The sequence below is a fragment of the Leptospira venezuelensis genome, assembly GCF_002150035.1.
Classification (GTDB): domain Bacteria; phylum Spirochaetota; class Leptospiria; order Leptospirales; family Leptospiraceae; genus Leptospira_B; species Leptospira_B venezuelensis.
Genome location: NZ_NETS01000011.1, coordinates 537343 through 549484, shown reverse-complemented (window position 1 = coordinate 549484; position 12142 = coordinate 537343). Strand labels below are relative to the sequence as shown.

Below are 12142 nucleotides of genomic sequence, written 5' to 3'. Positions count from 1 at the left end.
GAATGCCCGATTTTAGATGATTGATCTATTATTATAAAATTTAGCGAACTGCTTTCATTAGTTCTACTAATTGATCCAATGCTGCGTTCCAACCATCATGAAAACCCATCTCTTCATGTTTTTTTCTGCTTTCTTCATCTTTATGACGAGCAAGAACATGATATTTGGTCCCATTACCATGTTTTTCTAATGTAAGTATCGCAGTAAAAAATCCGCCGCTTGGAGTAGGTTTGAAACCCGGCTCAAAAATATCAGTGAACACAAGTTTTTCATTTTCAACGATATCTAAAAAGCACCCGCTATTTGGAAACTCTTGTCCTTCCGGAGATAGCATAGTTGTGCGGAAGATCCCGCCCGGTTTAAGATCAATCTCGCAATCGATAGTTTTCCATGGGGCAGGGGTAAACCATTTCAGTATATGTTCCGGAGTGGTCCATGCTTTCCAAACCAGTTCAGTAGGAACATCTACGATTCTTTCAAGAACTAGATCTGTTTTTGGGTCCGGTTGGTAATAATTAGTTTTTGCCATTTTCTTTCTCCTTCATTTCAAGTAAGTAACTGTCCAGTTGGTCTAACCTTTTGTCCCAATGGGTGCGTTGTCTAACGAACCAATCTTCGCCCGCTTTCATGGTGTCTTGTGTAAGTTTATAAGTTCTTACGCGACCCACTTTTTCGGACCAAACCAGAGAAGAATCTTCCAATACACCTAGATGCTGCATGAGCGAAGGAAGAGCCATTTTGAAAGGCACCGCCAATTCTCCTACAGTTGCCGGTCCCATGCTCAAACGCTCTAAAATGGACCTTCTTGTTGGGTCCCCCAGAGCATGAAACATATTATCCAGACTGTTACTATACTTAGGCATTTACCTAACTATATCACGAAAAGAAACTTAGGTAAATACCTAAGTTAGAAAATAGTGAGGGTTTTGGGAAAAAAGTTGAGAAATGTCGAAGTTACTACATCTGCAGATCCTGCGTCTTCGCGGCTCTGCGTGAGTTTATTGCAGCTTGCGCCAGGAATCGGAAGCGGAAATCCGGCGGTGCGCCGTTTATGGCGAACCGCTGATTGGAGCGAAGAGTCCGGTGCCGCGGAGCGGCAGGCGTCCAGGTTCTTAAAATTGAAATCTATGATTTAAAAGGAAAATCTCCCAGATAATCCTTCTTCCCAAGTTCGACTCCATTATGCCTGAGTATATCGTAAGCAGTCACGATATGAAAGAAGAAGTTAGGGATCATATGATGAAGCGCATATTCTTTTCCGGTCAGGGACTTACCTTCCCAACGGGGTAGGGAAATTTTAATTTCAGAAGCTTCTTTATAATCTTCTGGTTTCAATCCTTTCAGAATACCTACGACTGAATCGATCCTATCTATTATTTCAGAAAGAGTTTTTTCGGTATCATCATGACTTTGGAATTGTTTTCCAGTTAGGCGAGCCCCTCCTAATTTCGCTGTGTCACAAGCCAATTGGATTTGTCGGATAAAATTGTATTGGTCCGGTGCGAGTCTCGAGTTTAACAAAACATCCATTTCGATTTTTTTGGATTCGGCGAAATTTTTGCCCTTGTCTATAAATCGTTTTAGGTGTTCTAGGTTTTTGATTACTTGTGTTACTGTGATTTCGTAAATCGAAATGTCTGACATACTTCCATGGAAAGTCCTGATTTGGATCTATCAAGTCTTAAATCCCGGCAAACTATTTCAAATTCTATTGGTCTTTGGTATAAGAGTTCAGAAACAATTTGCATCCGATTCTATTGCACCAATTGAAATTGAACCAGCCCCGGGTGGTGCAAATGGGCTTGAAAAGTTTGTTCTTGGACTTCCGTAAAAATCAGTTTGTATAAAAGGGATAGAAGTGATTGGAAGCGTGATTGTGCTTAGATCCACTCCTCCATAAAGAGAAGAACAAGGAGAATTTGCGGACGATGGAATTCCAAATGGAAGATTAAAATTCAAGATTTTCTCTATATCAGTAGTAGCCACAAATTTAGGATCTGCACCGTAACTATCGGAATAATCCCCAATGAATTGTCCAGAGATTGGATGAGCACAATCTTCTTGGTTTAATGTGCTTCCGCAGAAAATATATTGAGTTGGACCAACAACTATAGGAACGCTTACAAAATAATTATTTCCTCTAATTATAGAAGGAGATTCCGGAGGACTTCCAAAAATAATTCCGGCACTATTTGCAGAAAGATTTTTAGAAAAGATTTGGTTATTTATAATTTTATGAACTCCGAATCCAGCCTGAGTAAATATCCCTGTGGATTTTCCGAGGGAAGAATTTTGAGTATTCCCTATATAAATATCATTATTTATTATATTACTAGAATCTACTGCGTCAGTAAAAATAATTCCGTAAGAATTTTCTGAAACCAAACCCGGATTTAAATATTGGTAAGCATTGATCTTATTTTCTGAGATGATTGCTCCTTCAAAAATTCCTGTTTCTATCCAAACTCCTGCACTGAATCCAGCTGGTTCAATACTAACCAACCCATCTAAGATATTTCTGGAAAGTATAATAGGCTGTAATGCGGAACCGGATCCTTCTATCATTGCTCCAATGGAATGAGATCTTCCTGATCCACCTCTTAGCCAATTTTCAGTTACTACCACATTATCAGATTGATTGATGAGTAATCCTGCGCGGATCCCAAAACCATTTGAGTCTGTTTCATTTCCAAAAACCATATTTTTAGAAATGATGATTTGTCCTAAATTTGTCCTCGAATTTAAAATTTGGATGCCTGTGGAATAATCTCCAATCAGATTCATCTGTATCTGAAAGCCGATTACTGAAAGATTTGTCGTTGGAGCGCTTAAAGAAGTTGTAGAGATCAGAATTGCATTGCAGAAATTTGTGAAGGAAGTTCCACAACTGGAAAGTGTATCATCTACAATCCTTGTTGGATGAATGCTTGGATCGGAGTCCAGATCCGGAAATCCTGAAGCAAAACCACCGAAAAGGGAAGTTGTTCCTCCTAAGAAAATTTGAGAAATGGGGGTATAACTTCCTTCTGAAATAAAAACGGAACAAATAGATCCGCTCAAGTCGCATTCTTGGACTCCTACTTCTATACTTTTGCAAAAAGCATTTGGACCAAAACCTGTTCCACATCCTGGATCATCTATTCCATTACTTTGATCCACTAAACGAATATTCGATGATGTTATAAAATCATAATGGATAGGATTTCCATTTTGGATCGGTAAACTTTTAGCTGTACATCCAACCAGTTCAAAGAATGAATTTCCAGGAGGCCCCCATTTGTCCGGAGAATTTGGAGTGATTACTATCGTATGATCATCAGGTGCGGTTGGATAAGTAATACTTGGTGGATTTCCGAGGGAAGCCACATTATTTTTCCCACCAATGACGATCGGATCGAAACTACAACTGCCCGGATCTACTCCATGAAATGAAAGTTTAATGGAAACTTTACCATTCGGAGTGAGTATCTTAGATTTAGGGAAAATTTCCAAAATAGAAATACAATCTAAGAGTAAGGTTAGAGGAGCTCCGGACATACTTCCATTCTCGGAACCGTTCGGTATAAAAGAGCAAGTATGCCCTGTAGGAATAGAAACAAAACTAACGGAATAATTCGCTGAGTCTCCAATCTTATGTGCGAACGTTTTTGTTCCGTCTGAAGTAAACGTGATTTTATCTGATTGATTCTGCAAAACTAAAGGAGAAGTTCCGGCGATAGAAGGATCTAGGCCGATTACTTTCACGGATAGGTCATAGAATATTTTTCCGCAACTGATGAAAATTATAGTCTTAGGATACAGAATCGGTCCGTCTGGATTGCTTATCTTACATTCTTGTTGTGCCGAAGCCCCCGATATTCCTATTATAGAAACTGAATATTTATCGCTTATTTTGACCAGAGAGGGAAATTGCTGGCTTCCGTTAGAAGGGAAATCTAAAACTTCTCCTAATTGATTGGAAACTGAGAGAGTTCCCGAACTTAAGCCTGAAACTTGAACAAAAACTTTGATCGGAGTGTTGAATGCATCCAAATCGGTTTTTATGCTAAAAAGATCTAAAAGTGTACTAGCTTGTGGGGGTTTATAACAAGTAGTACTTGCAAAAAGTACAAAAAGAAAAAATAGGACCCTGTAAGAATAATGTTTCATTCTTCTTAACAAGGATCCACCTGAAGTTTACTGGATGGAAGTCTGGGCTGGAAAATCCACAGAATTCCCTGGAGAAGAGAGTTTGATCGGGTAGAACGTATGAGTGCTTCCATCGAAATTAGGATCGAAAATATAAACTCCGTCTCCTAATGCACCTGCACTGGTATAACATCTAGAAGTTCTGCAAGTAGTTGAACTTCCCATTGTAATGTTCATACCAAGCATACTTCCGGAATAATTTGTAATAGTTCCTAATGCACCGGTCGCAGAATTAAAAGGTCCATGGTATACATCAAAAAATAAGGAACCGCTTGTACATCTCAGATCATAACCAAGTAAAACTCTTGAACCTAATATTCCTGGGGAAGGAACGTATGTTTGGAATCCGACAGCATTCGGGTTACAACCGTTCGGAATCGTGTCCCTTCTAATCTGTGTAGGAGCTCCAGATAAATTTCTCCATTCCATTAAACTTGAATCGATTGTGTTATCTGTACTTCCCATATTCGATCTATTATAAAATAGCCATACGTCTGAAGAAGTTTTTACGAATTTTGGATAGGCAGCACCGGCAGAAGTTACTGGAAAGATTGCTCCAGTTGAGCCGCTTCCTGAAGATAAGAACAACTGATTTACAGGTGTAGCTGCTCCAGTTGTAAAACGATACACTGTTAAGTAATTATTAGGTAAATCATCCGTATCATTATCATGTTCTTCGAATGCAGTTACATATTTACTTCCATCCCAGATTACATCTAAATAACCATATGTGGTTCCAATAGTTCCAGCAACCGATTTGATGGTTGTAGGAGTTCCTATCAGAGTGCCATCTGGATGAATGCGAATATATCTCGCTAAGTTTGGAAAAGCAGTACTTCCTCCGAATTCCACAAATACAACTACGAACTCATCTAGATCCGGATTGTAAGCAGAGGATAATGTACTGATCTTTGCCCCTAAACCGGTAGAAGCTACTCCCGCGACTGTAATATCCGAACCTAAAGCCGTCTGTTCAATATCAAGTAATCTGGCTTTAATTGTGTTTCCGGTTGAGGTCCATACTGCAAGGTACTTGCTCCCAGACCAGACGAGGTCAAGCATAGGCAACCCGGCACTGGTACTAAAAAACATGGGAGTTCCTACCACCGTAGAAGTCTTCTGGTTCACCTGATAGAGATTCATGACTGGAGTACTTCCTGAAAACCAAGTCCCAAAAACTGCTAAGTTTCTTTCGCAGTCGATTTTGGAAGCGGCGACTAAGCCAGCTTTACCTGAATCCCCAGTCAGAGTGCAATTCTGCCCTCCAGTGTAGGTTCCAAGATCAACGGTAAAATTTGTGCCTGCATCCAAAGCGTCCGGAAAGGAGAAGGTCCCATTATCATTAATCTGCAGTGTTTGGGTTTCAGAGGTATCCGTGTTCGTCAGAGTGAGATTCATCTCTTTGCCTGACTTATTCATGTAGCCGATAACGTTTACTTTAATGAGAGATGGGCCAGAAGTGTTACTTCCAAAAATTCCTACATTTCCGTCGAATGCAATCGCACCTATCGCAGAAGAACTTGCATCTATACTGACCGCTTTTGCGTTATTACATCCCGTAAAAAGAAGTACAATCAGGAGTAAGACGGTCACGAATAGTGCAGCTTTTAGGAGAATGTCCTGTACTTCCTCGTCTTTCAGAAATTTTTGCATGTCTTAACTCCCTCGTATAACTCTCGTTTGTTTTAGGGTTGGCTTCTAAAAAAACAGACAAGTCGTTTCGTTTAATTTGAAGGGAAAAGCAGGTTTGGAGGCGATTTAGGAATGAACGCTACCGATTTCGGAATAGAAGTGTAAGGAAGAAATCACCTGCGTTTTTATTCTAAAAATATCCGTTCAACTCTATTAAAAATGAGTGAGGATTGAAATTGCTTCCCTTTTGATTTGGGATTTGGTAACCAAAGGAGATAGAATATTTTTCGTTTATATTATGAGAAAAACCACAGACAGTAACTCCTATAGAATTTACTCCGGAGATACTATCACATAAAAAATCTAAACGATTTGGAATTATCTCAAAACTCAGTCCATACATAAACCCATTCAAATGGACACCAATTTCTGGGCTTGGAAGTAGTTTCTGTTTATATCTTCCAAAGAACGCGTTATTTCCCAAGTAAGCACCTAAATAAAATTTGGCACCTAAACTTTTAAGCTCATACGAGCTCATCCCAAAATTGAAAGTAGCAAAATTTGAATCAGACATTGTTTGGCCCAGACTTGCACCAGACTTTGTTCCGAAGCTGAATGCAATAGACTCAGATACTTCTATCTTTTTTTGATAAATTAAGAGTAGGTTGGGAGAAACATAAGCCTCCGGATACAGTGAGTTTGTCGTTGGATAATTCACAGCTTGGGAAGAGTAGGTTTGCAAAAAATAATTTCCAGCATAGAATCCGATCTCTTGGTTATCTCCAAGTCCGTACATATAGGTTGTATCAAACTGAGTTTTGTCAGAATAGAATATGATTTGTTCTTGTAGAAAGACCCTATCCTTCCCTGTGATTTTCATGTCCGGCACGTTGAATAGATCCTGCTGGGAAAATAAAAACCCGGAAGGAAGTAAGAATAGTTTAGAATAGATGAATGCCCTCTTAAAAGAAGGTAGAAATTTTTGACCCAAATGGAATTCCTTTGATCCGTAAATATTTAGATATTCATTAAAGAAAAGAATATCTAGGATTTATAATATTCTCCGCTAAAGGCGAAGTTTAGGATTAAGAAAGAGTGGGTGGGGGTCTTGCGTATAAATAAGTATATAATTTAAAAGAACGAAGGTCCGTTCTGGAAAATCGAATAAAGTATATGGAATAAGATCTTTTTAGATCACCAAAGTAACAGGGATCTTTTTTGTTCTTATCCTTTTGGTGATAGTCTTCATTTTGATCTAATTGTGTAGAATGATTGGAGGAAAACCTGGGTTTAGATTTTTGAGAAGGAAGTCTGAAACTGGAAGAATGATTTCTTTTATAAAGTAGATAGTTATTGTGAGCGGTTTCTTCGTAATCATTTGGTGCGGTCAGAAAAAATGCGACCAAGGCCAGGATGAATAGATTCAAACGAGGCATTCAGAAAAACCTGAGGACAGTTTTTAAAGAACGTTCAAAATGAAAATTAGAAATTTTGCAGATATCCCTCGAATGAGGGAGGAGTGTTTTTTCTAAAATCCCGATTTGTTTCTCAATTTTTTATAATTGGGTTGTAACAGCATCTGCGATCGGATGTAAATATATTTGGATGCGAAAATTTTCTTACAGTTCAGCGGCACTTCTTCTTTTCTTTTTAGAATCCTGTTCATTCAAATCCATGGATCTTGCATTTGAAGCAATGCTAGAGGCGCAGATTGCTTGTTTAGTTTCAGGAAATACTTGTATAGATGCAAGCACCACTCCACCTCCTATAGTAGATGTAACGGCGCCTACTGTGACGATCACAAATCTTCCTACATCGGGAAGACCTACAGTAGAGACAGGATTTCTTTTCGGGACTTCTTCTGATGATGTTTTAGTTTCTTCTGTGCAAATCAGGATTGATGGAGGAACTTATACTGCCGCAACAGGTACTACTAGTTGGAGTTTTGCTTTGCCAAGTGGCGCCTTAACTTGGAAGCACAATTATTTTCATTCGATTGATATTAGGAGTGTGGACTCTAGTGGAAATATTTCCTCAGTTCTAAGTTTGAATGTTAGAAAAGGTTATAATAGAGATTTAAACGGAGATGGTTACGCAGACATAGTTGCAATGGCTCCTGGAGACGCTTCTGGAATGGGAGTGGCATATATTTTTTACGGCGGACCTGCAGGTATTGCTGCAACTGACACGACCATGGCAGATCATTCCATCACTGGTCAGGGTAGAATGGGATACACTTCAGCGATGGGAGACGTCAATGGAGATGGATATGGGGATCTTGCAATTGGAGCCTCTGATTATTCAGGATTACAAGGGATCACTTATGTCTTTCACGGAAGTACTTCCGGTATTATCACGAGTACTGCTGCAGGCGCAAATCGTATCTTAAATTATACTGGCTCAAATGAATTCGGATATTCTATCGCATTAGGAGATGTGAATGGAGACGGCTATGATGATCTTGCAAATGGCGCTTATCGTGTCGGCGGATTTTCGGGACTTGCGTTTGTTTATTATAGCGCGGGAGCAGGCGGTATCTCTTCTACTGCCGGAACAACTATTGCAGGCCCAGGTGCAAGTAATTTCGCATGTGGGATAGGACTAGGAGATATTAATGGAGACGGATTTTCGGACCTGATTGTGGGTGGAAATGCCTATGCTGGCGGTTCTACAGGAGGAGTTTGGATTTTCCATAGCAGTGGATCTGCTGGAGTTACGGTAAATTCTTATACATTGGCAAATACTACAATAGTTGGAGAATCTGCGAGTAATTTTGGGATCCGCGTTTTTACAGGAGATGTGAATGGGGACGGATATGGAGATCTTGCTGTAGGAGGTCCTCAATACAGCGGTTTTGTCGGGAGAAGTTATGTATTCAATAGCACTGGAACTACGAGCGGGATCACTGTCTCCGCCGCTACTAGTGCTACCTCGATTGTCAGCTCAGCAGGTTTAAGCGGTTTGGGATCTTCTGTTATTTTGGGAGATGTGAACGGGGATGGATATGATGATTTTGTTACAAGTGCTCCTATCTATAATTCTTCCCAGGGACGAGTTTTTGTAAATTTAAGCGATGGAAACAATGTATCTGGTGGTTCCGTAAATATAATTGTGGGAGAAGCAGCTAGCCAGACTTTCGGAAATTCTCTTATAATCTCAGACGTAAATGGAGATGGATTAGGGGATTTGGTTGCAGGAGCGACTACCTATCCAGATGGGGTTACGTTATCCGGAAGAGTTTATATTTTTCATAGTTCCGGAAACGGGTATCCAGCTTCAGGTGCAATCTCTGCTAATACAACTATCTCTGGGGCTAGCGGAGGGGAATTCGGAAATAATTTAGTGGATGCAAACATTCCGAAGGAACTCTATCCTAAATTTTTAGGACTTTGGACCTTCGGAAGTTTAGAAAATTATAGGATGCGAATTTAAAAAAACTGAATATTAAGTCAGTTTTGGTCTTCTTTTTTCCTTTAAAGCGCTCATTGCTTCTAATAGATTTGCAACTACTTTAGGATCCTCGAAACTACTCTTAGTAAATTCCAACTGAGATTCGAATTTATCATTAATTTCTTTATTTATAGCGGCCTTGGTCCTTCTGTAAGCACTTGGAGCAATTGCCATTACTTCATCTAATTTTTTCAGAACGAGTTTGCGTAAGTCTTCCTTATTGTCTGCAGTTTCGTTGATCAACGAGATTTCTTTTGCCTCTCCTGCCTTGTAAGCGGTTCCTAAAAGACAAACCTCATTCAAGTATTCTGACTTAACAGTGAGTTTTAATTTTTCAATGAAGCTGATCGGTAAAGGGAGTCCAACCAGAACCTCGGTAAAAGCAATCCTTGCCTTACCTTCTAACATAAATTTAAAATCGCAGGAGAGTGTAATTACTGCACCACCTCCCATAGCGTAACCTGTAACCTCTGCAATCAGAGGTTTTCCGAAACTCAAAAGTTTACCGAATAGGATCACGATTTGACCCATCTCTGCAGTGAGTTTTTCTTTAGGAGTATTTAGGATATTCTCCGCATCAATACCGTTTGAAAAAAATTTAGGATTATCAGAACTCAAGAGAACTGCACGAATACTATCATCCTTATCGATGTCAGCGAGGATATTTTCCAACTCTATCATATTCTCCCTGGTGAGAGAATTTTGATCGTTCGTTTGGATTTTGATACATTCGGCTCTGCCGTTTTTTAACTGGATTGGTTCCCGCAAATAGTTCATAGAGCATGATTAGAAAGTCCAATATATGTTATCCACTCGAATTTTATGGTTTAAAAGACAAACTAACCATGCTCGGTAAGTTAGAGAAAAATTATCTGTAGCCTCCGGAAGCACTGATTCTTTCTCCGGTTAGCCAATAGGAATCTTCTGAAGCCAAGAACAACGCAACTTTCGCGATGTCTTCAGGCTGCCCCAATCTTCCTAGAGGAGTTTTGGAAACGATTTGTTTTTCCATTTCGCTCCCGATCATCCCTAATCTATGTGCTCCTTCCGTTTCCACACCTCCCGGTGCAATCGTATTCACTCTAATTTTTTTAGAACTAAGCTCTAATGCCAATACCTTGGAAACTGTATCCAATGCACCTTTAGTGGAAGCATAAACTACTGAATATGGAACAGGAATATCACTTACTATAGAGCTGATATTGATCACTGATCCACCTTCCGGAGCAAAATGGTTAAGAGATTCCTGTGTGGCAAGTATTGGTCCAAGAACGTTAGTGTTCATTTGTCTGTGAAATTCGTCTTCCGTAACAGCTTCTAAAGGAGCAAACTCGAATACACCTGCGTTATTCACTAGAATATTCACAGAACCAAAAGCTTTCTTAGTCTCTGTGAACAAACGTTTTACGTCGGAAGACTTGGACATATCGCCTTGTACTGAGATTGCTTTACCTCCGCTTTTTTCGATCTCCGCCACAACCTTATCCGCGCCTTCTTTACTAGAAGAGTAGTTAACAACTACGGACGCACCTGCAGAACCCAACGTTTTTGCGATACTTGCCCCAATCCCCTTAGAAGCTCCTGTTACCACTGCAACTTTACCTTTCAACTGACTCATAAGATCTCTCCTGAATATTAGGATCTGAATAATTTTATAGTTAGACAAGTATCGAAGTGTTTGTGCTAAAAATATTTAGATATTTCGATAATTATCAAATTAACGAAACTAGAATGAGCGTCGGTCGGGAAAAGTTCAGATCTGTGAAAGTTTATCCAGGTAGGCCTTAAATATATCCCTTCTCAAGGTAATACTTACGAATTTGCCTTCTTTAGAAGTTTCGATAAGGCCTGCGTTCTCCAATTCTTTAATATGATGAGAAAGTGTTGCGGGGCTTATATCCTGAGATTTATTCAAGGTGCTGCAGGCAGTAGGCTCTTTGGTAGAACCAATACATTGTAGAAGTTGAAATCGCCTAGGCTCAGCAAGGGCCCTAGAAATTTTAGTAAATTCCTTTTCAGTGAGTTTGACTGGTTTTGGGCTCGGCACTCTCTCCATGTTTCCTTCTTTAGACAGTTCTGTCTAAAAGAATTTCTCATTTTTGAGAGTGCATTCTTCTTACTGTTGGATGCAGATGAACTTTTTGGAAACGGAACAACTGTCGTTTCCCGAACTAATGGAACCAGAGCCAATCGCATTTCCGATCCCATATTGTCCTGCAGTTGTTAAACTTCCAAAACTGAAAAGTTTGGAAGAATTCTTAGTGAATACTTTGGAAGAATAAGGTAAACTACCGCATTACAATCTCTAAGATTCCAAAAATTTAATTTTGTTTTTTGGGTTTCCCCATCCAGCGTAAAGGTCCACTTCCATATCTTCCCAATTTGTCTTGAGGGTTAGCTAATTTACAAGTGAGAAGAGAAAGACAACCACAACCAATACATACAGAGAGTCCGTTCTTTAATCTGTGAAGTTCAGCAATTTTCTCTTCTATACGTAAACTCCAAGTTTTAGAAAGTTTGGACCAGTCTTGTCCATTTGGAGTATGATCTTCGGGTAATCTCGCGATTTCCGCAGCGATTTCATCCAAAGAGAGTCCCACTCTTTGGGCAAATACTATGAATGCGATCCTTCTTAAAACATGTCTTGGATATTGTCTATGACCAGAGCCTGCACGAACTGACCGTATCAGTCCTCTTTCTTCATAAAAACGTAATGCAGAAGATGCGACTCCGCTTCTTTTGGATACCTGTCCGATGCTTAAAAATTCGTCCTTATCCACTACATTCTCCAAAATCTAAACTTAAAGTGAACTTTAGGTATTAATTTTATCTAAACATCATTCTGAGCACAAACATTTTCGAATTTTTTTTC

General features: G+C 39.5%; 13 protein-coding genes. 2 read left to right on the top strand and 11 right to left on the bottom strand.

Annotation, left to right across the window (positions count from 1 at the left end; all coding sequences use genetic code 11):
• Positions 1–40: 40 nt before the first annotated feature.
• The 7 genes from B1C82_RS18740 to B1C82_RS18705 all read right to left on the bottom strand — a co-directional run bounded on the left by B1C82_RS18740 (position 41) and on the right by B1C82_RS18705 (position 7256).
• Entirely contained in the window at positions 41–529 is a 489-nt protein-coding gene (locus tag B1C82_RS18740; protein ID WP_086449104.1) for an SRPBCC family protein, read from the bottom strand.
• Positions 516–863 carry an ArsR/SmtB family transcription factor gene (locus B1C82_RS18735; RefSeq protein ID WP_234008366.1) on the bottom strand — a complete coding sequence of 116 codons (348 nt, stop codon included), beginning with the start codon at positions 861–863 and terminating at the stop codon, positions 516–518. Before B1C82_RS18735 ends, B1C82_RS18740 begins: the two co-directional genes overlap by 14 nt.
• 262 nt (positions 864–1125) lie before the next feature.
• Positions 1126–1644 (bottom strand): DUF1993 domain-containing protein, encoded by a 519-nt coding sequence (locus B1C82_RS18725; protein WP_086449101.1) that lies wholly within the window; start codon positions 1642–1644, stop codon positions 1126–1128.
• A gap of 87 nt (positions 1645–1731) precedes the next feature.
• The gene (locus B1C82_RS18720; protein ID WP_086449100.1) at positions 1732–4149 is read right to left on the bottom strand and encodes a hypothetical protein; all 2418 of its coding nucleotides are present in this window, start codon (positions 4147–4149) and stop codon (positions 1732–1734) included.
• A gap of 27 nt (positions 4150–4176) precedes the next feature.
• Positions 4177–5841, bottom strand: coding sequence for a hypothetical protein (locus B1C82_RS18715; protein ID WP_086449099.1), 1665 nt, complete (start codon positions 5839–5841; stop codon positions 4177–4179).
• A gap of 169 nt (positions 5842–6010) precedes the next feature.
• Complete coding sequence (locus B1C82_RS18710) at positions 6011–6811, bottom strand: hypothetical protein (protein WP_086449098.1); 801 nt, start codon at positions 6809–6811, stop codon at positions 6011–6013.
• 94 nt (positions 6812–6905) lie between these two features.
• A complete protein-coding gene (locus B1C82_RS18705) occupies positions 6906–7256 on the bottom strand; it encodes a hypothetical protein (RefSeq protein ID WP_086449097.1) in 351 nt (116 codons plus the stop codon).
• 169 nt (positions 7257–7425) lie between these two features.
• Here B1C82_RS18705 and B1C82_RS18700 point away from each other — a divergent pair, with 169 nt between their 5' ends.
• Entirely contained in the window at positions 7426–9252 is a 1827-nt protein-coding gene (locus B1C82_RS18700; protein WP_086449096.1) for an autotransporter outer membrane beta-barrel domain-containing protein, read from the top strand.
• A 12-nt stretch (positions 9253–9264) separates the two neighbouring features.
• On the opposite strand, the gene B1C82_RS18695 is transcribed toward B1C82_RS18700, so the two are convergent.
• The 3 genes from B1C82_RS18695 to B1C82_RS18685 form a co-directional block, all read right to left on the bottom strand.
• A complete protein-coding gene (locus B1C82_RS18695; RefSeq protein WP_086449095.1) occupies positions 9265–10047 on the bottom strand; it encodes an enoyl-CoA hydratase/isomerase family protein in 783 nt (260 codons plus the stop codon).
• A 91-nt stretch (positions 10048–10138) separates the two neighbouring features.
• The gene (locus tag B1C82_RS18690; protein ID WP_086449094.1) at positions 10139–10888 is read right to left on the bottom strand and encodes an SDR family NAD(P)-dependent oxidoreductase; all 750 of its coding nucleotides are present in this window, start codon (positions 10886–10888) and stop codon (positions 10139–10141) included.
• Positions 10889–11023: 135 nt separating this feature from the next.
• Positions 11024–11326, bottom strand: coding sequence for an ArsR/SmtB family transcription factor (locus B1C82_RS18685; protein WP_086449093.1), 303 nt, complete (start codon positions 11324–11326; stop codon positions 11024–11026).
• A gap of 76 nt (positions 11327–11402) precedes the next feature.
• On the opposite strand from B1C82_RS18685, the gene B1C82_RS20605 reads away from it, so the two are divergent.
• On the top strand, positions 11403–11552 hold the full coding sequence (locus B1C82_RS20605) for a hypothetical protein (RefSeq protein ID WP_157894150.1): 150 nt from the start codon (positions 11403–11405) through the stop codon (positions 11550–11552).
• A 39-nt stretch (positions 11553–11591) separates the two neighbouring features.
• Here the strand turns inward: B1C82_RS20605 and soxR are convergent, their stop codons facing one another.
• Complete coding sequence (soxR, locus tag B1C82_RS18680; RefSeq protein WP_086449092.1) at positions 11592–12050, bottom strand: redox-sensitive transcriptional activator SoxR; 459 nt, start codon at positions 12048–12050, stop codon at positions 11592–11594.
• Positions 12051–12142 lie beyond the last annotated feature (92 nt).